The sequence below is a fragment of the Flavobacterium ginsenosidimutans genome, from assembly GCF_003254625.1.
In the GTDB taxonomy this organism is placed as follows: Bacteria; Bacteroidota; Bacteroidia; order Flavobacteriales; family Flavobacteriaceae; genus Flavobacterium; species Flavobacterium ginsenosidimutans.
Map to the genome: position 1 here is coordinate 220,832 of NZ_QJRJ01000073.1, position 23,414 is coordinate 244,245.

15 protein-coding genes and 1 tRNA gene are annotated in these 23,414 nt (G+C 33.6%); 12 read left to right on the forward strand and 4 right to left on the reverse strand.

Going from position 1 to position 23,414, the window contains the following annotated elements:
• The first annotated feature begins 92 nt into the window (after positions 1-92).
• The 9 genes from DM444_RS08390 to ypfJ all read left to right on the forward strand — a co-directional run bounded on the left by DM444_RS08390 (position 93) and on the right by ypfJ (position 12,467).
• Positions 93-1,520, forward strand: a complete 1,428-nt coding sequence (locus DM444_RS08390; protein ID WP_111285558.1) for an L-serine ammonia-lyase — start codon at positions 93-95, stop codon at positions 1,518-1,520.
• 143 nt (positions 1,521-1,663) lie between these two features.
• Entirely contained in the window at positions 1,664-2,857 is a 1,194-nt protein-coding gene (locus DM444_RS08395; RefSeq protein WP_111285560.1) for an SH3 domain-containing protein, read from the forward strand.
• Positions 2,858-2,908: 51 nt separating this feature from the next.
• A complete protein-coding gene (gene panB, locus DM444_RS08400) occupies positions 2,909-3,727 on the forward strand; it encodes a 3-methyl-2-oxobutanoate hydroxymethyltransferase (RefSeq protein ID WP_111285562.1) in 819 nt (272 codons plus the stop codon).
• Between the two features lie 131 nt (positions 3,728-3,858).
• Complete coding sequence (locus DM444_RS08405) at positions 3,859-4,209, forward strand: four helix bundle protein (RefSeq protein WP_111285564.1); 351 nt, start codon at positions 3,859-3,861, stop codon at positions 4,207-4,209.
• Positions 4,210-4,271: 62 nt separating this feature from the next.
• On the forward strand, positions 4,272-4,961 hold the full coding sequence (locus tag DM444_RS08410; protein WP_111285566.1) for an RluA family pseudouridine synthase: 690 nt from the start codon (positions 4,272-4,274) through the stop codon (positions 4,959-4,961).
• Positions 4,962-5,037: 76 nt separating this feature from the next.
• Positions 5,038-6,366, forward strand: coding sequence for an aldehyde dehydrogenase (locus DM444_RS08415; RefSeq protein ID WP_111285568.1), 1,329 nt, complete (start codon positions 5,038-5,040; stop codon positions 6,364-6,366).
• A 120-nt stretch (positions 6,367-6,486) separates the two neighbouring features.
• Positions 6,487-7,284 carry a hypothetical protein gene (locus DM444_RS08420; protein ID WP_111285570.1) on the forward strand — a complete coding sequence of 266 codons (798 nt, stop codon included), beginning with the start codon at positions 6,487-6,489 and terminating at the stop codon, positions 7,282-7,284.
• Between the two features lie 89 nt (positions 7,285-7,373).
• Positions 7,374-11,426, forward strand: a complete 4,053-nt coding sequence (locus DM444_RS08425; protein WP_111285572.1) for a PAS domain S-box protein — start codon at positions 7,374-7,376, stop codon at positions 11,424-11,426.
• Positions 11,427-11,612: 186 nt separating this feature from the next.
• Positions 11,613-12,467: a KPN_02809 family neutral zinc metallopeptidase gene (ypfJ, locus tag DM444_RS08430; protein WP_111285574.1), complete on the forward strand. Its 855-nt coding sequence runs from the start codon at positions 11,613-11,615 to the stop codon at positions 12,465-12,467.
• 380 nt (positions 12,468-12,847) lie between these two features.
• Here the strand turns inward: ypfJ and DM444_RS08435 are convergent.
• The 4 genes from DM444_RS08435 to DM444_RS08450 form a co-directional block, all read right to left on the reverse strand.
• Positions 12,848-12,921, reverse strand: a tRNA-His gene (locus tag DM444_RS08435).
• 79 nt (positions 12,922-13,000) lie between these two features.
• Positions 13,001-13,717, reverse strand: a complete 717-nt coding sequence (bshB1, locus tag DM444_RS08440; RefSeq protein WP_111285576.1) for a bacillithiol biosynthesis deacetylase BshB1 — start codon at positions 13,715-13,717, stop codon at positions 13,001-13,003.
• A gap of 81 nt (positions 13,718-13,798) precedes the next feature.
• Entirely contained in the window at positions 13,799-14,869 is a 1,071-nt protein-coding gene (locus tag DM444_RS08445; protein WP_111285578.1) for a chorismate-binding protein, read from the reverse strand.
• A gap of 3 nt (positions 14,870-14,872) precedes the next feature.
• A complete protein-coding gene (locus DM444_RS08450) occupies positions 14,873-15,304 on the reverse strand; it encodes a PaaI family thioesterase (protein WP_012026684.1) in 432 nt (143 codons plus the stop codon).
• Between the two features lie 254 nt (positions 15,305-15,558).
• On the opposite strand from DM444_RS08450, the gene DM444_RS08455 reads away from it, so the two are divergent.
• The 3 genes from DM444_RS08455 (at position 15,559) to purL (ending at position 23,338) form a co-directional block, all read left to right on the forward strand.
• Positions 15,559-17,067, forward strand: coding sequence for a hypothetical protein (locus DM444_RS08455; protein ID WP_111285580.1), 1,509 nt, complete (start codon positions 15,559-15,561; stop codon positions 17,065-17,067).
• A gap of 378 nt (positions 17,068-17,445) precedes the next feature.
• Complete coding sequence (locus DM444_RS08460) at positions 17,446-19,299, forward strand: endonuclease (RefSeq protein WP_111285582.1); 1,854 nt, start codon at positions 17,446-17,448, stop codon at positions 19,297-19,299.
• A gap of 385 nt (positions 19,300-19,684) precedes the next feature.
• A complete protein-coding gene (gene purL / locus DM444_RS08465; RefSeq protein ID WP_111285583.1) occupies positions 19,685-23,338 on the forward strand; it encodes a phosphoribosylformylglycinamidine synthase in 3,654 nt (1,217 codons plus the stop codon).
• Positions 23,339-23,414: the final 76 nt, after the last annotated feature.

Genomic DNA, 23,414 nt, shown 5'->3' on the forward strand with positions numbered 1-23,414 from the left:
AATATTTTTTTTAACAAATACGCAAGATTAACATTCAAATATGAATCATCATTGCATTATTCAATTATCTTTGTCTTAACAAAAAACGAACAATGGAAGAATGTATCTCAGTTTTTGATATGCTTAAAATTGGCGTTGGTCCCTCTAGCTCACATACTTTAGGACCTTGGCGCGCTGCCGAACGCTTTCTGGAAGAGTTGAAAGATGAAGCTATTTTAGATGACATTACGAGAGTAAAAGTCGATTTATACGGTTCGCTTTCTTTGACTGGAAAGGGTCACGCAACAGATCTTGCTGTAATGCTCGGATTGAGCGGACAAGATCCTGAATATATTCCGGTTGAAGATATTGCAGGAATTATTAAAAAAATCGAAACGACTAGCGAAATCAATTTGGGTAACCAAAAAGTGATTCCGTTCTTTTTTCTTCAAGACATTGTTTTCAATAAAGATTTTCTTCCTTTCCATGCAAATGGATTGAAATTTACTGCTTATAAATCTGATGATTCTGAATATGAATCTACTTTTTATTCTATCGGAGGCGGATTTGTGGTAAAAGAAGAGCGTACAAATGCTAAACTGAAAGAAGTTATAAAATGTGCATTTCCTTATCCAATTCAAAATGCAGCTGAATTATTGAATTATACCGTTACTGAAAACAAATCGATTTCTGAAATTGTATATGAAAATGAAATCTCGATGCGTCCTGAAGCAGAGGTTCATTCAGAATTAATGCGAATTTGGAACACGATGCTGGAATGTATGTACATTGGATGTCATTCTGAAGGAATTCTACCTGGCGGACTTCACGTTCGAAGAAGAGCTTTTGACATGCATCAAAATCTAATCGGACTATCTAATTATACCGATCCGCAAAGCTGGCTGGAAGAAATCAGAAAAACCGAAGTTAAATTTCGCCAAATCTTAAAATGGGTTAGCTGTTTTGCACTTGCCGTGAATGAAGTAAATGCATCTTTAGGCCGTGTTGTTACTGCTCCAACCAATGGAAGTTCTGGTGTAATTCCAGCTGTTTTAATGTATTATATGGTGATTGAAAACCACGATGCAGGCGAAAAAGAAATCAAACAATTTTTGATGGTTGCGGGCGAAATTGGAAGTATTTTCAAAAAAGGTTCTACGATTTCTGCTGCAATGGGCGGATGTCAGGCTGAAATTGGTGTTTCGTCTTCAATGGCAGCTGCGGCTTTATGCGAATTAATGGGCGGAACTCCTGCTCAGGTTTTAATGGCTGCCGAAATTGCAATGGAACATCATTTAGGTTTGACTTGCGATCCAATTGGCGGTTTGGTTCAGATTCCATGTATCGAAAGAAATACTATGGGTGCGATTAAGGCGATAAATGCGGCTGAATTGGCTTTAGAAACAGACTCTAAAAATGCTAAAGTTCCTTTAGACAAAGTGATCAACACGATGTGGGAAACAGCAAAAGATATGAATTCAAAATACAAAGAAACCTCAGAAGGTGGACTTGCAATTGCTGTAAATATGGCAGATTGTTAAACTATTATTTTGCCACTGATTGGAAAGTATTAAAAGATTTTTTCACGCAGATTCGGCAGATTTTAGCAGATTCAAAATAAAAAAATCTGCGAATATTGGCTTAAATCTTTTTAAATCTGTGTGAAAAATACAACGTCAACTTCATGAAAAAACTTTACTTTTTATTTTTTTTCTGTTCTGTTCTACTGCATTCTCAAGAACGTTATTTTCTAAATTCAGACACAAGACTTTATACTTCACCAAATTCATCTGCTGATTTTTTAGGCTATTTTAAATATGGAGCAGAAGTTCGAATGTTATCTGAAAATCAAAACGGCTGGTACAAAATACAAGCTGATAATTTGAATGAAGGCTATGTTCAAGAGAAATTTGTAGCCAAAAGTTTGAATGCGAAAGATGTAAAAATTAAAGATTCTAAAAATCCAATTATTGAAGGCGGTGATGCCTATTATGGCGGAAATCACCTTTTTATTCTCGCTGCCGGATTGAAAGCGAGAGCTTTACCCGATAAAAATTCAAAAATTAGAGAAATCCTATTTACTGGAGATCCTGTTGCTGTAAATTATATTCCTTTAAATCCTGATGAATGGGTAAATATCAACGGTAGTTTTACAGAAGAATATGCAAAATATACGCTAAGAAAATTTCTTGGCCCAAGACCTAATTTTGATGCCTTACTAAAAGATTTTGATAAACTAGACACAAACAATCTAACTGAACGAAAAACAGTAAGTGAGCGAATTGTAGAATTGGCTTGGAACAGCGATTATTCTTCGTTAATCCCTGCTTATCAGCGATATTATGAAGTTGTCAAACAAATCAACGATCCAAAATTAATTGCTGAAACCGAATTAAATATGGCTTTGGCGAAAGCTTTGGCAAACCATAAATTACCAGAACAGATTATTGCATTTTCTCAAAAATCATATTATTCTTTAAAAGGTTTTAAAACAAAATCAGTTACTATTTCACAGACCGATTTGATTAAGATAATGGGAAATCCAACCAAGAAAAATCAAATTTCAGACGAATGCGGAATATATTTAAGTGATTTATTTTATTACTATCCCGACTTGGAAGTATCTGTAGATGAAAAACAAAATAAAGGCGAAATCATTAAAGTTTTTATTAATGAAAACAATAAATTCATTCTAAACTCAAACGCAATTTTAGATCATACGCTGTCTGAAAAAGCTTTCATAGAAAAATATGGAACGTATATTGAAGCTTCTCTAAAATCACCTCATAATTACACTATCGTAATGGAAGACAGTCAATTTCGCTTAGAATTTAAGGACGGAAAAATATATTCTGTCGAAATATTCTATTATTGCTGATTCCCATTTTACAATTATTCAATACTTTTACAATATCAAAAAAACAATAAAATGTCAGTAGCAAAAAAAGATTATAAAAGAATCACAACAAAGTCATTAATTGAAATGAAAAGCAACGGAGAAAAAATCTCTATGCTTACTGCGTACGATTATACAATGGCGAAAATTGTTGACACTGCAGGTGTTGACGTAATTTTAGTTGGTGATTCGGCATCAAACGTAATGGCTGGTCACGAAACGACTCTTCCAATTACTTTAGATCAAATGATTTATCATGCTTCTTCTGTAGTTCGCGCTGTAGAAAGAGGTTTGGTTGTGGTTGACTTGCCTTTTGGAAGCTACCAATCTGATCCTAAAGAAGCTTTACGTTCTGCTATTAGAATTATGAAAGAAAGCGGCGGACACGCAGTAAAACTAGAAGGCGGAAAAGAAATTAAAGAATCAATCAAAAAAATATTACATGCTGGAATTCCAGTTATGGGGCATTTAGGTTTAACGCCTCAATCTATCTACAAATTCGGAACTTACAGCGTTCGTGCAAAAGAAGAAGAAGAAGCTGAAAAATTGATTGAAGATGCTCAAATGCTTGAAAAAGTTGGATGTTTTGCAGTAGTTTTGGAAAAAATCCCAGCAGACCTTGCTAAAAAAGTTGCAGAAAGTATTTCTATTCCTGTAATCGGAATTGGAGCTGGAGGCGGAGTTGACGGACAAGTTTTAGTAATCCACGATATGTTGGGAATGAATAATGAATTCAGTCCACGTTTCTTACGTCGCTACTTAAATCTTTACGAAGAAATGACTAAAGCAATCGGACAATATGCTGCAGATGTTAAGTCTAGTGATTTCCCGAACGAAAAAGAACAATATTAAGATTAGACTAGCTTAGATTTTAGACTGACTTAGACTTCTTAGACTTTGTGTTGTAAAATTATTTAAAACATAAACTGGGAAGTCTAGAATTAAAATTTTTAAGCTATTGCCAAAAAACATTATTTTAAAAAATGCATCAATTTAAAGAGTTGTTAATTTGGAAAAAAAGCAGATCGTTTTGTTCCAAAATTTATTCTATAACAGCTACATTTCCAAGTGAAGAAAAGTTCGGAATAATAAATCAGTTAAGAAGAGCTGCTGTATCTATTCCTTCAAATATCGCAGAAGGATCTTCAAGGAATTCAAATAAAGATTTCGCTCGATTTTTAGAAATTGCTATTGGATCAGCATATGAAGTTGAAACACAACTATTAATATCATCTGATTTAGGATTCATAAATGAAGCAAATACATTTGAATTAATTAATTTACTTGAAGAAATTACTAAAATGACATCAAGATTTAGAGCGACTTTACTATAAAAAAAAGTATTAAGTTAACATCTAAGAAGTCTAAGTCAGTCTAAAATCTAAGCCAGTCTAATATGAAAATTATTTCAGATAAAAATAATCTCCAAATTTTACACGAAGACAATCACATAATTGTGATTAACAAACGTGTGGGTGATATTGTACAAGGTGATAAAACTGGCGACAAACCTCTTTCTGATATTGTAAAAGAATACATTAAAGAAAAGTACAATAAACCTGGAGATGTTTTTTTAGGCGTAATTCATCGTTTGGATCGACCTACAACTGGAATTGTGGTTTTTGCTCGAACTAGCAAAGCTTTATCTCGAATGAATGAATTGTTTAGTAATCGTGAAACTAAAAAAACGTATTGGGCCGTTGTAAAAAATAAACCAAAAGAAGCAAAAGCTAAATTGGTTCATTATTTAAAAAGAAACGAAAAAAATAATACTTCAAAAGCGCATTCAAAAGAAGTTCCAGACAGCAAATTGGCGAGTTTGGATTATACTATAATTAAAGAACTTCAAAATTATACGGCGTTGGAAATCAATTTACATACAGGTCGTCATCATCAAATTCGTGCTCAGCTAACTGCAATTGGATCTCCAATCAAAGGTGATTTAAAATACGGCGCAGACCGAAGCAATCCAGATGGCGGAATTCATCTTCATGCTAGAAAACTGACTTTTGTACATCCTGTTTCGAAAGAAAACATTACAATTATTGCTCCTACTCCAGACGATTCTATTTGGAATGCTGTATGATTTTTATGATTTAATTGTTAATTTTTTAAATTTTATCGATTAACTTGCAGGGAGTAAAAAACAAGCTAATCGAAAAATGGACTTTAAAAGCGACATCGGATATCGAAAAGAAACTCTAAAAAAGTTATTGTATAATATTCAGAAAAGCGAAGATTTGATTGTAAAAGCTTTGTATGATGACTTTAAAAAACCAGAGTTTGAAGCTGTTTTAACCGAAACGAATTACGTTATTTCGGAACTTAAAGATGTTATTAAAAACATCACTAAATGGGCGAAACCAAAACGTGTTTTTCCATCAATTCTTAATTTTCCTTCTTCCGATTATATTCATAAAGAACCTTATGGCGATGTATTAATTATCGCTCCCTGGAACTACCCTTTTCAACTTGCTTTATGTCCGCTTGTTGCTGCTGTTGCCGCTGGAAACCGAGTTGTTTTAAAACCGTCTGAACTTACTCCGCACACATCGGCAATAATTGCTAAAATCATAGAAAAAACTTTTCATATCAATCATGTAGAAGTTTTTGAAGGTGGTGTCGAAGTTTCTAATAAATTATTGGAAAAACGTTGGGATTACATCTTTTTTACTGGAAGTGTCGCTGTCGGTAAAATCGTTGCTAAAGCCGCAGCTGAAAATTTAACTCCTGTAACTTTAGAATTAGGCGGAAAAAATCCATGTATTGTTGATGAAACCGCCAATTTAAAACTGGCAGCCAAACGTATTGTCTGGGGAAAATTTATCAACGCAGGCCAGACTTGCATTGCACCAGATTATATTCTGATTCAGAAAAACATGAAGGTTAATTTTATTTCTTATTTAATAGAAGAAATCATAAAAGCCTACGGAAAAAAAATAGACAAATCACCTGATTTTGCGAGAATTATAAATACAAAAAATTGGTATCGATTAACCAATATGATTCAAAATGAACATATTATATTTGGCGGAGAAAGTGATGCCAATAAACTTTATATTGCTCCTACTCTTCTTGAAGAGCCAGATTTGGATAGCGCTGTTATGAAAGAAGAAATCTTTGGACCAATCCTGCCGATTCTTGTTTATGAAAATGAAAACGACATAGAAAAGGTCGTAAGCCGTTATGAGAAACCTCTTTCATTTTACATTTTTAGCGAAAATAATTCATTTGCCCAGAAATTAATTTCGAAATACTCTTTTGGAGGCGGGTGTATCAACGATACAGTTGTTCATTTTTCTAATAACAGACTGCCTTTTGGCGGTGTTGGACACAGTGGAATCGGTGCTTATCATGGCAAACGCAGCTTCGATACTTTTTCTCATCACAAACCAATTGTAAAAAAAGGTAATTGGCTTGATTTACCTATGCGTTATGCGCCATACAAAGACAAATTAGCTTCAATAAAACGAATTTTAGACTGGCTTTAAATCAGTTAAAAACATTTCGCAATGTTTTATAGATTTTGATACGGAATTGATTAAAAATATTATATTTACGTCAAGATACTTATCAAATATTACAAGTCTATAAAACAACTTTACGCAAAAATGAAATCGACACTTAACCAAATTGAGGACATCAAAAAGAATGGCTATTCCCTTGATTTTGCTACAGTTTTTAATCATGCCTTCGAAAACTATAAAAAAATAGCACTTTATTCTGGACTTATTATCTTAGTCTTTTCTATTATTGCTTGTATCGCTATTATTGGAGTAGCGGTTGCTTTTTATGGTGTTCAAGTTATGACTAAAGATTTTATTGAGAACTTCGAAAATCAACAATTCACTGCGATTGAGCTTGTAATACAAACCGTTTCTGTTTCTGTACTTGCAGGAATTACAGCTCCTTTTGGCGCAGGTTTTTTGAAAATGGCAGATTCTGCAGATAAAGATGTTGAATTTAATGTTTCAACTATTTTTAGTTATTATACATCTCCTTATTTTGGACAGATTTTCGTTGCGGCTTTTATTCCTGCACTTTTAGGAACAGCCCTTGCTAATTTGATTGAGAGTTTAAACATTGTATTTGTAGGGAATGTAATTTCTTTTATGGTTTCTTATTTCATGTTTTTATCAATTCCTTTGATCGTTTTCGGAAACCTGAGAGCTATCGATGCTATAAAATCAAGTATTATTATTGTTACTAAAAATCCGCTTAACATATTTGCATTTTTTATTATAGGTTTTATTGGCTCTATGGTTGGCTTTATTGCCTGCTGTGTAGGAGTTATTTTTACTGTTGTTTTCAATAGTTCTATGATTTATGCAACTTATTTTGCGATTTTTGGAACAGAATCAGAAGATGAAGATTCAATTGATTCAATTGGAAGATACAATGTAGATTAAAATCGAAAATTCTTAATTTCAGAGAACCTAACCACTTCTTTTAAGAATTTTCAAAAAGCTATTTACTAAACCAACATACCCCAAATTCTATGGCCGCAGACTATAGTTTTTTCAAATCGGTTATTTCGGGAATTTCCTATTTTGGAAGCGCCTTTGAATCAATCATGACTGGTTGGTATGTGTTTAATTCGGACATTATTTTTTACAATAATTCTAAACTTATTGTATTAGGATTATCGCTCTTTGCATTTCTTTCGCTGTTAGTTTATCAGTTTTTTAGAATTAAAGCTAAAATTGGTTATTTCATCGAAAAAAAGAAAGAACAAGATACCATAAGCAGAGAATATCAGCTTTATATTTTATTTTTTGGAATTGCAGTAATTCTGATTGAAATCATCAATGAAATTTTCAAAATTAGACCTAAAAGTCTTTTAGTGCTAAATGTTTCTATTGGTATATCTGTACTTGTTATTTATGCAATTACCGATAAAATAAAGTGGCTGCGAGATCATATTCAGCAGATTTTCATCTCCTGCTTTTTCATTTACATGAGCTATGTTGCTTACAATATTGTAGCCCTAGCCAGTGATGTTGTCCCGATTATTGTTTTTCTAATTTCTTTTTTCTTTTCGTACAGCATACTTAAACCAATCAAAATCTATTGGTTCTTTGTTGCTTTAACTTTTACTTTTTTAATTGTTACGGTAGCTTTTCAGCTCATTCCTATAAAATCTTCAATTTTACTGATAAACTTCTGCATTCTTATTTTCATTATAAATCAGGTAAAATATGCCGTTTTATTAAACAATCGAGACAATTTTAGGTTTGCAAGTGAAATTGTTCATAAAGGAAATTCGTTAACAATTGCATCCAATCAAAAAGGAGAAATACTGTTTTGCAGTGAAACCATAATTCCCATCTTAGGTTATCAGCCCGAACAAGTTATGGGATTAAAATTTTGGGAACTGACACAAGATTCTGAATTTGCAAAAAAATTAAATCCTGTCAAAAATCACGAAAATAAGCTTTACATTAGAAAATTAAAAACCGTAAATGGTGATTACAAATACATTCAATGGAAAGACAAAAAATTTTCAGATGATTTAATTATCAGTATCGGGCAAGATGTTACAGAACAAATCCTTGTTCAGGATCAATACAAAAATCTAATTCAAACTGCAACCGATATCATTTTCGAAATTGATGCTGAAGGCCATTTTACATTCATAAATGAATTTGGAATCGCAATTCTTGGTTACGCAGAAAATGAAATTATCGGAAAACATTATTCTAATTTTATTCACGAACATTACATCAAAAGCGCTGTTGATTTCTACGAAAATCTGGTACTTAATGAAAACAATTATCCAATAATTGAAATTCCTATTTTAAAGAAAAACGGAGAAGAAATATGGGTTTCACAAAAGATTATTGTTCGTAAAAATGATTCAGGATTAACAGCAGGATTCTCTGGAATTGCAAGGGATATTACTGAAAAGAAAAATATTGAAAACGAGAAAAAAAGACGTCTCAAAAAAATCGAAGCTTATAATAATTCGACCAAAAAATTATCAACGACCGATTTCAGCAGATACGACAAACTTAATACTGTAATTGATTTAATTCTTAAAGAAGCTTCTATAATTAGTCATGCCAACCGCGTAAGTTTCTGGAAATATCACAAAGATTTAATCACCTGTAAAAACCTTTTTAGTCTTGACAATCAAAACTTAAGCGATAAAAACATTTTAAATAAAGAATCTTATCCTATTTATTTTGAAACGTTAAGCAACAAAGCCATTATCAATGCACCAGATGTATTCAATAAATTAGAAACATCTGAATTTCAAAAGCTTTACTTTACAAAAAATAATATTAAGTCAATGCTAGATGTTCCAATTTTCTTGAGCGGACAATTGGCTGGAGTAGTTTGTTTTGAAAGCACCGAGCAAAAACGCGAATGGGATAATGAAGACATCAATTATGCGAGAACTATTTCAGATGTTATTTCGCTTGCCATTTCGTCTCAAATGCGTTTGGAAGCAGAAAGAAAATTAGAATTTAAAAGTCAGCTTTTATCTGCACTTTCATCTTGTACTGAAAAATTCCTGTTGAGCAAAACAACGCATCAAATGTTTCAGGAAACGTATAATATCATTGGAAAAGCTGCAAAAGTGGATCATATGTATTATTACGAAAAAGACCCAATTTATAATACGGTCAGTCAAAAATACAAATGGTCTCGTGAAGGTGTTACTCATCAAATCACGCCGCTGCGACATATGACTGAAGAAAATTTAAAGGAAATTTACGACGCGGCATCACAGAAAAAAATCTTAAATACATTAACTAAAAATTTAAAAGAAGGCTTTTTCAAAACACTTTTAATTGACAATGAAATCAAATCAATTTTAATTTTACCGCTTTACATCAACGATATTTTTACTGGTTTTATTGGTTTTGACGATTGTACGAAAGAGAAAAAATGGTCTGAAGATGAAATCAATATTTTTCAGGTATTAGCCAATAACATTTCTTCTGCCTTAGAAAGAAATCGAAATGAAAGTAAAATATTAGAAAGTGAAGAGAAATTCAAATTGATCGCAAACAATATTCCTGGAACGGTTTATTTGTCGAAATTTGATGCTTTTTCTACTAAAATCTTCTTAAATGATGAAGTTTTAAATCTAACTGGATATTCGAAATCTGAATTTATCGAAAATAATCTCTCTTTTCTTTCGTTAATTCATCCTGATGACAAAGAAGAAGTCATCAATAACCAGATTGATAATTTACAAAAAGGAATGCCTTTGCATAATGTATATCGCATTAGACGCAAATCCGGGGAGTTTATTTGGATAGAAGAATTTGGAGACGTAATTAAGAGAGATGATGAAATCGAATTTGTCGGCGGAATTTATTTTGATATAACAAACAAAAAAGAAATTGAAGACGCCATAAAAGCCAAGCAATTAGCCGAAGCTGCCAACAAATCAAAATCTGATTTCTTGGCCAATATGTCTCACGAAATCAGAACTCCGCTCAACGGAATTATTGGCTTCACGCATTTGCTTATGAAAACCGATTTAGAAGAGATTCAGGAAAAATATATGACAACTATAAATCAATCAGCACATTCGCTGCTTGAAATTATAAACGATATTTTAGATTTCTCTAAAATTGAAGCTGGAAAACTGGAACTCTTTATTGATCTTTATGATATTAAAAAAATTCTAGCGCAAGTCTTCGATTTAATTGTTTACGAATCCAATCAAAAGAAATTAAGTCTAGAACTAAATATTGATCCTGATGTACCGAAATATATTTGGACAGATATTGTCAGACTTAAACAAATTTTGATCAATCTGCTTTCAAATGCGGTTAAATTTACAAGTGAAGGTTCGATTAAACTAAATGTTTCGGTTTTAGAAAAGAAGAAAAATAATACTTGCTTAATTCGATTTGCAGTAATAGATACTGGAATTGGTATTTTAGAAAAAAATCAAAAGAAAATTTTCAAAGCATTTTCTCAGGAAGATAGTTCAACAACAAGAAAGTTTGGAGGTACAGGTTTAGGTTTAACTATTTCAAATCAGCTTCTCGCTTTAATGGAAAGCCGTTTGCAGCTTGAAAGTAAAATCGACGAAGGAAGTACTTTTTTCTTTGATTTAAATTTAAAAACTAGCCATCAAAGCATTAACGATAAATACAATGCCGAACTTAAAAGTTTAAATATCGAATTGGATTCTGAAGACGCAGAACCAAACGAAAACAATATTACATTTTTGATTGTTGAAGACAACAAAGTAAATATGCTTCTTCTCAAAACAATTATTAAAAACCTTTATAATAATGCTTACATATACGAGTGCGAAAACGGATATGAAGCAATCCAACAATTCGAACAAATCAATCCGACGATTGTTTTCATGGACATTCAAATGCCTATTATGAATGGTTATGAAACCGCAAAAGCAATTAGAAACACTACAAAAGGACGCGATGTCCCAATTATTGCTGTAACAGCTGGTGCAGAAAAAGATGAAAGAAACAAATGTATTTCTGCTGGAATGGATGATTACATTTCGAAACCAATCATGAAAGGAACGGTAGAAGAAGCTTTAATTAAATGGCTGGGATGATTTTATTAGTTTTCAGTCGCAGTCGCAGTTAGCAGTCTTGAACTAAACTCAACTGAGACTGTGACTGAAAACCGAGACTATATCAAAATCTTTTTGAAAACTTAAGTGTTCCAATTGTGAAATTTATCATAAAAAATCTATAAATTCGTATATCATTTTAGATAATAAGTTTAAAAACAATTCAATATGAAATGGCAAGGCAGAAGACAAAGTGATAATGTCGAAGATCGTAGATCAATTTCTGGCGGTGGTAAAGCACTAGTCGGTGGTGGTGTTATTGGTATTATTATCTTACTGCTTAATGTTTTTGGTGGCGAAACTGGTCAGCAAATCGCCCCAATTCTAGAACAAATGCAAGGCGGACAAGGTCAGCAAACCGAAGCTGCAGCTCCATTAAGCAAGGAAGACGAAGAAATGGGAAATTTTGTGAGAGTTGTCTTGGCTGATAATGAAGATATCTGGAGTAAAATTTTTGCCGAAAATGGCATGACTTATGAAAAGCCTAAATTAGTTCTTTTTAAAGGCGCTGTACAAACTGCCTGCGGAGGCGCATCATCTGCTTCTGGTCCGTTTTATTGCCCAGGCGATCGAAAAGTATATATGGATTTAGATTTTTTTGAAGAACTGAAAACTAAATTTGGTGCAAAAGGAGGCGATTTTGCCATTGCATACGTTATTGCACATGAAATTGGCCATCATATTCAGACTTTGCTAGGAACCTCTTCTAAAATGCGTCAAATGCAACAAGGAAAAAGTGATGCCGAATCCAACAAACTATCTGTAGCATTAGAATTACAAGCCGATTTTTATGCTGGAGTTTGGGCACATTATAATCAAACTAATTTAGATACCGGAGACATCGAAGAAGCTTTAAGCGCAGCAAATGCAGTTGGAGACGATGCCATTCAAAGTAAAATGCAAGGACATGTTGTTCCAGATTCTTTCACTCACGGAACATCAGAACAAAGAATGTATTGGTTTAATAAAGGTTTTAAAACTGGAGATATTAAACAAGGCACTACATTTGAAGAAATTAGATAATACATAAACCAAATATAATAACCATTAGAAAAGCCCGACTTTGCAGTTGGGCTTTTTTTTATGAAATTCCAATAAAAAAAAATCCAAATTCCAATTGCCTTTAAGAACAAAGGATCCCATTCCTTTCAATTACCACTCAATATTTGAAAACATAACCAGCGGTTTCAACCGCTGGAACACGACGTTATCACAACGCAAATCCCAATCTCCCACGCGGTTGAAACCGCGGGCTATATTTGAAATGCAAATATTTTTTGAATTTTCACTTTTAAGACATGATACTAAGCAAGTTTAATCTAAAAAAAGAGCTTAAACACCTTATGGTTCAGAAAATTAAACGCACAAAAAAAGCCTTGAATTTCTTCAAGGCTTTCTATCTGGGTGGCTGACCGGGTTCGAACCGGCGACCCGCGGCACCACAAACCGCTACTCTAACCAGCTGAGCTACAACCACCATTTTTCTGCTTAGCGAGTGCAAATATAGAACAAAGGTTGAGTTCTACAAAGAAAAAAATGAAAAATTTTCATAAAAATTAAATCAAATTTTCTAAGCTATTGACTGCCAAACATCTTTCGACTGTAAAACCTTCAGCAAAATCTTTCCCAACTAGTCTTCCTAAGTCTTTAGCACGATAATTTAAACTTTCAAAGAAGTTTTTGCTTGTAATTGGCGTTGCAGGTTCTTTTGAATTTGGGTCATAAAACTGCGTTTTATATGCCATAATTGCTTCTACTTTCTTTTCTTCAAATCCAGTAATATCCACAACGAAGTCTGGAGTAATATTTTTCCATTGAATATAATGGTAAACTACTTTTGGTCTCCAAGCTTCTTGCTTTTCTCCGTCAACAGTAGTTTCTATTTTCATTAAACCAGATAAAAAGCAAGCATCAGAAACAAGTTGACTTCCTTTTCCATGATCTATATGGCGATCATCAATTGCATTACACAACACAATTTCTGGTTTGTATTTACGAATCATTTTAATGACTTCTAATTGATGTTTTTCATCATTAACGAAAAATCCATCACGCATTGCTAAATTTTCACGCACAACAACTCCTAAAATCTTAGCTGCATCTTTTGCTTCCTGATCTCTAATTTCTGCTGTCCCACGCGTTCCTAATTCACCGCGCGTTAAATCTACAATACCTACTTTTTTCCCAAGGGAAACTTCTTTTAAAATTGTTCCAGCACAACCTAATTCTACATCGTCTGGATGCGCCCCGAAGGCTAATATGTCTAGTTTCATTATTTTTTGTTTCAAGTTTCAAGTTTCAGGTTTCAAGTTGTCAACAGAACGTGAAACTTGAAACCTGAAACTTGAAACAATTTATAAACTTTTTCTCAAAACTTTTTTCATCGTCATCGATTTATTGACGCTTTCTTCCCATTCTCTTTCAGGAACACTTTCTTTTGTAATACCGCAGCCCATGTATAAAATCGCTTTTCCGTCCTGAATCTGCATGCATCGTAAATTTACAAATAAATCAGAACTGGCATTATTTCCTGCAAAAGTGCTGTTTAATTCACCTAAAAAACCAGTGTAAAAAGTTCTATCGTAGTTTTCATTTTCTATAATAAAGGTTTTTGATTTCTTTTTTGGAAGTCCACAAACTGCTGGCGTAGGATGCAAAGTATCGATTACTTCTTCTAAAGTTGAATTTTCTTTTAAAACTCCAGAAATATCCGTTTTAATATGCCAGATTGATCCTGCCTTTAAACTGTAAGGTTCAGAAACTACAACCGAAGCCGTAAATTCTCGAAGTCTTTTTACGATAAAATCGGTTACAAATTGCTGTTCGTCTTTTTCTTTTTGCTGCCAAACAATTTCTGTCTCCTGATTATCTTTTTGCGTCCCCGCCAAAGCCATTGTTTCAAAAACATTTCCGTTTGCCTTCAATAATTTTTCTGGAGTTGCTCCCATCCAAAGTCCGATTTTAGGATGAAAGAAACAATAACAGAAAGTCGCAGGATACAATTGAACCAAATGCTGAAAAGTTTCGATAAAATCAAATTCAGCCAAAGGAACTTCTTCACTTCTTGATAAAACTACTTTTTTGAATTCTTCATTTTTAATCGCTTGAATTCCCTGCGTTACTAAATATTCATATTGAAATTTAGCTTCGGGATCAAAACTCAAATCGTCAATTTCAATTGGTTCGAAAGAAGTTTTTTCTTTTTCGGCAGTAATAATTTCCGATTCATTTTCAGGAATCAGAATTATTTTTTTTTCATCAAAAGAAGCAAAAACAAATCCTTTTTCGCTGTAATCAGAAACTTTGTGTAATGTGTTATTTTGTTGTAAAATCCCAATAAGGTCTGTTGTGTTGGGTTTTGAATAAAGTACAAAAGGTAAATTTTGTTCTTTATGATTTTTAATTTTTAAGAAAAATGGATTCATAATTTATTCACTTTTCTTTCTATCCAAAACCATATTCGTCAATTTACAAAGCGAAACCAAGTTTCCTTCTTCGTCGGTAATTTTAATTTCCCAAAGATGAAGACTTCTTCCTTTGTGAATAATTCTGGCTGTTCCAAAAACATAACCTTCACGAATACTTTTTAGATGATTTGCCGAAATTTCGATACCTCTTACCTCCTGCTCTTTCGGATTAATAAAAAAGAAAGAAGCCGCACTCCCAACGCTTTCTGCTAAAGCTACAGAGGCGCCTCCGTGCAATAATCCCATTGGTTGGTGAACGCTTGGATTTACAGGCATTTTCGCAGTTAAAAAATCTTCTCCGGCATCGATATATTCTATTTTTAGCGTTTCCATTAATGTGTTTTTAGAAAACTCATTACATCGCGCCAAAATCTGCTCTTTTGTATAATTCATTAAAATAAACTTTAAAATCGTAAAATTAAAGAAAGATAAGACATAAATCTAAAATCCGATCCTAAATTTAAAATTCAACTTCAAACGTGTAGGTTTTTTGTTATTTTTACAAAAACAATCAAAATCAATCTTTGGCTTTTTTTTGCCACAGATTACACAAATTAAAAAGATTTTTTATCTACAATTTATTCGCCACGAATTCACGAATTATTTCAAATAAAAATTCGTGAATTTGTAGCTAAAAAAATATTCAAATGCGTCAATACTTTGTACTTTTTATTTTCGGAATCATTCTAGCTTTCAGTTCTTGCCGAACTGATTTTGATACTGTTGCCAGTTCTGGAGATTTAAAGTTCTCGAAAGACACTGTTTATTTGGACACTATTTTTAAAAATATAGGTTCAAGCACATACCAATTGAAAGTTTATAACCGAAGTAAAAATGATATTTCGATTCCGACTGTACAATTAAAAAAAGGCTTAAACTCCAAATACAGAATGACTGTTGACGGAATGAGTGGCAGCGAAGGAAAGATTTTTAAAGATGTTACGCTTTTAGCAAAAGACAGTCTGTACATTTTTATAGAAACCACGGCAGATATTACAGATGCAAATCCTGATGATTTTTTATATACCGATGAAATTCAGTTTGACAGCGGAGCTAATTTACAGGAAGTAGCTTTGGTAACCTTAATTCAAGATGCCGTTTTCTTATATCCGAACCAAAATCTTGACGGAACAAAAGAAAAAATCGAAATTGACGGTAAAGAAGTTGATGGATTTTATTTAAGCGAAAATGATCCAACAAACGGAAACGAACTTCTTTTTACAAACGAAAAACCGTATGTAATTTATGGTTACGCAGGAGTTCCCGAAAATAAAACAGTAACTTTTGAAGCTGGCGCAAGAGTTCATTTTCACGCCAATTCTGGATTATATGTTGGAAATAAAGCTTCTCTAGAAATTAACGGAACAGCTTCTACAACTGATAAACTCGAAAACGAAGTTATTTTTGAAGGCGATCGTTTAGAATCACTTTATTCTGATATTCCAGGACAATGGAATTCGGTTATTTTTGAGAAAGGAAGCATGAATCATTCTATTAATCATCTGACATTAAAAAATGCGGTTACTGGTTTAGAATTCAGAAGTCCGCTAAATACAATTGAAATTAAAAATACTCAAGTTTACAATTGTGTTGAGTACGGAATTTTAGCTCAAAATGCACAAATTAATGCAGTAAATATTGTGATCAATTATGCTGGAATAGCCAGTTTATCTTGTGTTTATGGCGGAAATTATAGTTTTGTACATAGCACTTTCAATAATAATTGGTCAGGCGGTTCTCAGCTTGCGGTAAATTTAAGCAACTCTTTGGCTGGAGCAACTCCAGAAACGAATCCGCTTACTCAGGCAACTTTTAATAATTGCATTATTTACGGTTCGGCTACAAACGAATTTAATTTAGATAAAAATACAAGCGCGCCGTTTGTATATCAATTAAATAATTGTTTGTTGAAATTTGGAAGCACATCAAATTCAGATTATCAATTCAAAACCGATACAGAACATTACAATAATATCATTTTGAATGAAAATCCGAAATTTTATAATGTTTCTCAAAATAAGTTTAATATTGATAATACTTCTGCCGCTTTCGCGAAAGGGAATCAGGCTTATATCGTTCCAGCAGATATTTTAGGAATTACCAGAACTTCTCCTCCGGATTTGGGGGCTTATCAGAGTCAAGATTTTCCAAAGTAATTTTTTTGCCACGAAGGCACTAAGAAGCTAAGTTTTTAATCTCGTAAAGGCGCGAAGGCTCAAAGGTTTCTTTTTGCACAAAAGTATATCGTAGAGACGCACTGCAGTGCGTCTACGCAACGAATATCCACAATACGTTAGACGCACTGCAATGCGTCTCTACGGAATATTGGAACGAAAGTCTAATCTGCCGAAATAACTTTGCGTCTTAGCGCCTTCGCAGCAAAAAAAACTCTCGTAAGAAAATATATCTAAAATTAAACTTTTCATAACGTTTTGCTTCTTAAAAAGTAGTAGATTTGTTACAATACGTTTTTAAAAACTTAAAAATCAGAATTTTAAAAACAAAAGCCCAATTCAAATCTTAAACTTTTATTTATGAAAAAAAACTACTTTTTACTGCTATTATTTCTTACTACGATTGGTTTTGCCCAAATTCCATCTGGATATTACAGCACAGCGACTGGAACAGGCTTCACTTTAAAAACACAATTGTATAACATTATTAAAGGTCATACTGATAATGGATACGCAGGTTTGTATACTACTTATCAAACCTCTGACGTTGACAACTTCTACGAGAATGACGGAACTGTTTTAGATATGTATTCTGAAAACCCTTCTGGAACAGATCCGTACACTTACACAACTGGAACCACTCAAAGATGCGGTAATTATTCTGTTGAAGGCGATTGCTATAATAGAGAGCATATTATTCCGCAATCTGTTTTTAATGAACAATCACCAATGGTTGCCGATGCGCATTTTATTACGCCAACTGATGGCAAAGTAAACGGAATACGTTCGAACTATCCTCACGGAAATGTAAGCTCTGCAACGTATACTTCTCAAAACGGAAGCAAATTAGGATCAAGTGCCGTTTCTGGATATTCTGGAACTGTTTTCGAACCAATAAATGAATTTAAAGGTGATATTGCCAGAATGTATTTCTATTTTGCAACACGATACGAAAATACAGTTGCAGGTTATTCTTATGCAATGTTTAACGGTTCAAGCAACCAAGTTTTTACCACAGCTTTCCTAAATATGCTTTTGGCTTGGCACGCGCAAGATCCTGTAAGTGCAAGAGAAATTGCTAGAAACAATGCAATTTATACACGTCAAAACAATAGAAATCCATTTATTGATCATCCTGAATATGTAAATCAAATTTGGGGCGGAACATCTTCTGGAGATACTCAAGCACCAACCGCGCCAACAAGTTTAGCTTCAACAGCAAAAACTGCAACTTCAATTTCGCTTAGCTGGACAGCTTCAACCGATAATGTTGCCGTAACAGGATATGACATTTATGCAAATAGTGTTTTAAAAACAACTGTCTCTGGATTAACTGCAACGATTACAGGTTTAATCGCTTCAACAAGTTATTCTATTTATGCAAAAGCAAAAGATGCTGCTGGAAATGCTTCTGCGTCAAGCAATACAATAAGCGTTACAACAGACAGCAGCGGAACTGGAACTGCAACCGATCTTCTTTTCTCTGAATACATTGAAGGTTCTGGAAATAACAAAGCTCTAGAAATTGCAAACAATACTGGAAGTTCTGTTAATTTATCGGCTTATACGATTAAAAAGCAAACCAATGGTGCTGGTTCTTGGAGTACTGGATTGGCTTTGAGCGGAACTTTAACAACAGGAAGTAAATTTGTAATTGTAAATAGTTCGATGTCATCAAGCTGTTTTTCTACAAGTGCGGCTAACATTTCGACAACGGCAACTGAACTAACTTTTAATGGAAATGATGCTGTAGGTTTATTCAAAAACGGTGTTTTAATTGACATTATCGGAACTTTCAATGGCGGAACAGCCAATTTTGCCATCGATGTTACTTTAAGAAGAAAATCGACTGTAACATCTCCAAGTACAACATTCAATTTAAGCGCACAATGGGATTCGTATTCACAAGACACTTGCAACAACTTAGCGAGCAAAATGGTTCAAACCACAGAAATCGAAGAAGAGGAAATTATTGCTGATTCTAATGAAATTGTAATTTATCCAAATCCTTCTGATGGAAATTTCAGAATTAAATCAGGCAATTCAGATCTTCCATATTCTATTGAAATTTTCTCATTCTCTGGACAGAAAGTTTTCGAAAAACAAAACACAACTTCTCCTGAAATTTCGATCCAAAATCTATCATCAGGAATCTACATTATTAAAGTTATAAAAGGCGAAAAAATAGCTTTCAAAAAGGTTATTATTAATTAAAAATCAGATTTTCATCAACCAAAAAGCGGCAATTTGCCGCTTTTTTTATTACACTTGAGAGAATTTTCTTTAAACCTAAATTTTTGACATATTTTGAAGTTTCGTAAATTTTGCAAATCTGTTCATGTAAAAATGGCAAAATTTGATGTTTGCAATTTTGATTTCTTTTCTTCTAAAAGTTTAATATAGCAGAAAATACCAAAGAAGACTTTTTACTAAATCTTTAAATTTTACAAAAGGTCAAAACTTATTGATTCTGCGTCTTTTTGGTAGAAAAAATGCAAGAAAAAAGCAATTTCATTTTTTTTGAAAAGAGATGGTTTCCAAATTTGCGCTTACTATTTATTTACATTAAATTTGCAGCTCAATACAACAAACTACACAAATGATCCATTTCTTTGAAAACCAAAGCAAAACTGTTTTTGCGGTACAAACGCAAAACGAAATTTCAGCTCAAGACATTTCAAAATTAAACTGGCTTTTTGCCGACGCAAGTAAGATCGAAAAATCTGCATTGACAGGTTTCTTTGTTGGTCCTCGCGCTACTATGATTACACCTTGGAGTACAAATGCTGTAGAAATTACTCAAAATATGGGTATTTCAGGTATTATCAGAATCGAAGAATTTCATCCTGCAACGGAAGATTTTACTGATTTTGACCCAATGCTTTCTCAAAAATTCAACGAATTAGATCAAGAAATCTTCACTATCAACATTCAGCCAGAACCAATTTTGGAGATTGATGATATTGCAACTTACAACAAAGTAGAAGGTTTAGCTTTAAGCGAAGAAGAAGTTGAATACTTAAACAATCTTTCAACTAAACTTGGAAGAAAATTAACTGACTCTGAGATTTTTGCTTTTTCTCAAGCCAATTCAGAACACTGCCGTCACAAAATTTTCAACGGAACTTTTGTTATCGATGGCGAAGAAAAAGAAACTTCTCTTTTCAAATTAATCAAAAAAACATCTCAGGAAAATCCTAACGATATTGTTTCTGCTTACAAAGACAACGTTGCTTTTGTAAAAGGACCAAAAGTGCAGCAGTTTGCACCAAAATCAGCAGACAAACCTGATTTTTACGAAATAAAAGAATTTGATTCTGTAATCTCTTTAAAAGCAGAAACACACAATTTCCCAACAACTGTTGAGCCTTTCAACGGAGCTGCAACAGGTTCTGGAGGAGAAATTCGTGACCGTTTAGCAGGAGGACAAGGATCGCTTCCTTTAGCTGGAACTGCCGTTTACATGACTTCTTACTCTCGCTTGAAAGAAGATCGTAAATGGGAAAATGCTGTTGAAGAAAGAAAATGGTTGTACCAAACTCCAATGGATATTTTGATCAAAGCTTCAAACGGAGCTTCTGATTTCGGAAATAAATTTGGTCAGCCGCTTATTACAGGTTCTGTTTTAACTTTCGAACATTCAGAAAACGACCGTAAAATTGGTTACGATAAAGTAATCATGCAAGCGGGAGGAATTGGTTACGGAAAATTAGATCAATCAATTAAAAAGAAACCACAAGAAGGCGATAAAATCGTAATCTTAGGTGGAGAAAATTATAGAATCGGAATGGGTGGTGCTGCGGTTTCTTCTGCAGATACAGGAGCTTTCGGTTCAGGAATCGAATTAAATGCGATTCAGCGTTCAAACCCTGAAATGCAAAAACGTGCTGCAAACGCGATTCGTGGTTTAGTAGAAAGCGATAATAACCCTATTGTTTCTATTCACGATCACGGAGCTGGAGGACACTTAAACTGTCTTTCAGAATTGGTTGAAGAAACTGGAGGTTTAATCGATTTAGACAAATTACCAGTTGGAGATCCTACTCTTTCTGCAAAAGAAATTATCGGTAACGAATCTCAAGAAAGAATGGGATTGGTTATTGGTCAAAAAGATATTGATACGTTGCAAAGAATCGCTGACAGAGAGCGTTCTCCTATGTACGAGGTTGGAGATGTAACGGGAGATCACCGTTTTACATTCGAATCAAAATCAAATGGTTCAAAACCGATGGATTATGCTTTAGAAGATTTCTTCGGAAGTTCTCCAAAAACGGTTATGACAGATAAAACTATCGATAGAAAATATGCTGATGTTGCTTACAACGCAGGAGATTTCGAATCATATTTAAAAGACGTTTTACGTTTAGAGGCTGTTGCTTCAAAAGACTGGTTAACAAACAAAGTTGACCGTTGTGTTGGAGGAAAAGTAGCAAAACAGCAAAATGCAGGTCCGTTACAATTGCCTTTAAATAACGTTGGAGTTATGGCTCTAGATTATTTAGGTAAAGAAGGAATTGCAACTTCTATCGGGCACGCTCCTATCGCTGCTTTGATCGATCCTGTTGCAGGAAGCAGAAATGCTATTGCAGAATCATTATCAAACATTATCTGGGCTCCAATTAAAGATCAGTTAAAAGGTATTTCATTATCTGCAAACTGGATGTGGGCTTGTAAAAACGAAGGTGAAGACGCTCGTTTGTACGCTGCTGTTGAAGGCTGTTCAGAATTTGCAATTGAATTAGGAATCAATATTCCAACAGGAAAAGATTCACTTTCAATGAAACAAAAATATCCAAATGACGAAGTAATTGCACCTGGAACGGTTATTATTTCTGCTGCTGGAAATTGTACAGATATTAGAAAAGTAGTTGAACCTGTTTTACAGAAAAATGGAGATTCAATTTATTATATCAATTTGTCTCAAGATGATTTCAAACTTGGAGGTTCATCTTTTGCACAAATCAGAAACACAATCGGAAACGAAACTTCTACAATTAAAGATTCAGCTTTCTTCAAAAATGCATTTAATACCATTCAAGATTTAATCGGTGAAAACCAAATTTTAGCAGGTCACGATATCGGAAGCGGTGGTTTAATTACTACTTTATTAGAATTGTGTTTTGCTGATGTGAATTTGGGAGCTAAAATTGATTTCTCTGCATTTGCTGAAAAAGACTTATTGAAAATCCTTTTCGCTGAAAACATCGGAATCGTTTTCCAGGCAAAATCTGATGCAGCTGTTGAAGCTAAATTAAATGCTAACAATATTGAATTCTTCAAAATTGGTTCTGTAACTTCTACAGCTACTTTGGAAATTGGAAATTGGAATTTAGATATTCCAACTTACAGAGACGTTTGGTTTGAAACTTCTTATTTATTAGATCAAAAACAATCTAAAAACGGAAGAGCTCAAGCACGTTTTGAAAACTATAAAAATCAAGTTTTAAATTATACTTTCCCTGCACACTTTACAGGAAAAGCGCCTGTCATCTCGAGTGGAGTCAAGAGGCCAAAAGCCGCTATTATTCGTGAAAAAGGAAGTAATTCTGAGCGTGAAATGGCAAATGCGATGTACTTAGCTGGTTTTGATGTAAAAGATGTTCACATGACGGATTTAATTTCTGGTCGTGAAACACTTGAAGACATTCAGTTTATTGGAGCAGTTGGAGGATTCTCTAACTCAGATGTTTTAGGTTCTGCTAAAGGTTGGGCTGGAGCTTTCTTATACAACGAAAAAGCAAAAACAGCTTTAGATAATTTCTTTAAAAGAGAAGATACTTTATCTGTTGGAATCTGTAACGGATGCCAATTGTTTATGGAATTAGAAGTGATTAATCCAGAACATGAAGTTCACGGAAAAATGCACCATAATGAAAGCCAGAAACACGAAAGTATCTTTACTTCTGTAACGGTTCAGGAAAATAACTCTGTTATGTTGTCAACATTAGCTGGAAGCACTTTAGGAGTTTGGGTTTCTCACGGAGAAGGTAAATTCAAATTGCCTTATTCAGAAGATCAATATAACATTGTTTCTAAATATGCTTACGAAGGTTATCCTGCAAACCCTAACGGTTCTGATTATAACACCGCAATGATGTGTGATAAAACTGGAAGACATTTGGTTATGATGCCGCATATTGAGCGTTCGACTTTCCAATGGAACTGGGCGCATTATCCAAAAGACAGAAATGACGAGGTTACGCCTTGGCACGAAGCTTTTGTGAATGCAAGAAAATGGATTGAGAAAAACTAATTTTTAGTTTTTGACTAGTCCTAAATAATCGATACAGATTATTAGACAAATATATTTAATTAAACACCTGTAAGAA

Coding starts and splice junctions, on each gene's coding strand:
- DM444_RS08390 (WP_111285558.1), top strand. CDS start 93: ATGGAAGAATGTATCTCAGTTTTTGATATGCTTAAAATTGGCGTTGGT.
- DM444_RS08395 (WP_111285560.1), top strand. CDS start 1,664: ATGAAAAAACTTTACTTTTTATTTTTTTTCTGTTCTGTTCTACTGCAT.
- panB (WP_111285562.1), top strand. CDS start 2,909: ATGTCAGTAGCAAAAAAAGATTATAAAAGAATCACAACAAAGTCATTA.
- DM444_RS08405 (WP_111285564.1), top strand. CDS start 3,859: ATGCATCAATTTAAAGAGTTGTTAATTTGGAAAAAAAGCAGATCGTTT.
- DM444_RS08410 (WP_111285566.1), top strand. CDS start 4,272: ATGAAAATTATTTCAGATAAAAATAATCTCCAAATTTTACACGAAGAC.
- DM444_RS08415 (WP_111285568.1), top strand. CDS start 5,038: ATGGACTTTAAAAGCGACATCGGATATCGAAAAGAAACTCTAAAAAAG.
- DM444_RS08420 (WP_111285570.1), top strand. CDS start 6,487: ATGAAATCGACACTTAACCAAATTGAGGACATCAAAAAGAATGGCTAT.
- DM444_RS08425 (WP_111285572.1), top strand. CDS start 7,374: ATGGCCGCAGACTATAGTTTTTTCAAATCGGTTATTTCGGGAATTTCC.
- ypfJ (WP_111285574.1), top strand. CDS start 11,613: ATGAAATGGCAAGGCAGAAGACAAAGTGATAATGTCGAAGATCGTAGA.
- bshB1 (WP_111285576.1), bottom strand. CDS start 13,717: ATGAAACTAGACATATTAGCCTTCGGGGCGCATCCAGACGATGTAGAA.
- DM444_RS08445 (WP_111285578.1), bottom strand. CDS start 14,869: ATGAATCCATTTTTCTTAAAAATTAAAAATCATAAAGAACAAAATTTA.
- DM444_RS08450 (WP_012026684.1), bottom strand. CDS start 15,304: ATGAATTATACAAAAGAGCAGATTTTGGCGCGATGTAATGAGTTTTCT.
- DM444_RS08455 (WP_111285580.1), top strand. CDS start 15,559: ATGCGTCAATACTTTGTACTTTTTATTTTCGGAATCATTCTAGCTTTC.
- DM444_RS08460 (WP_111285582.1), top strand. CDS start 17,446: ATGAAAAAAAACTACTTTTTACTGCTATTATTTCTTACTACGATTGGT.
- purL (WP_111285583.1), top strand. CDS start 19,685: ATGATCCATTTCTTTGAAAACCAAAGCAAAACTGTTTTTGCGGTACAA.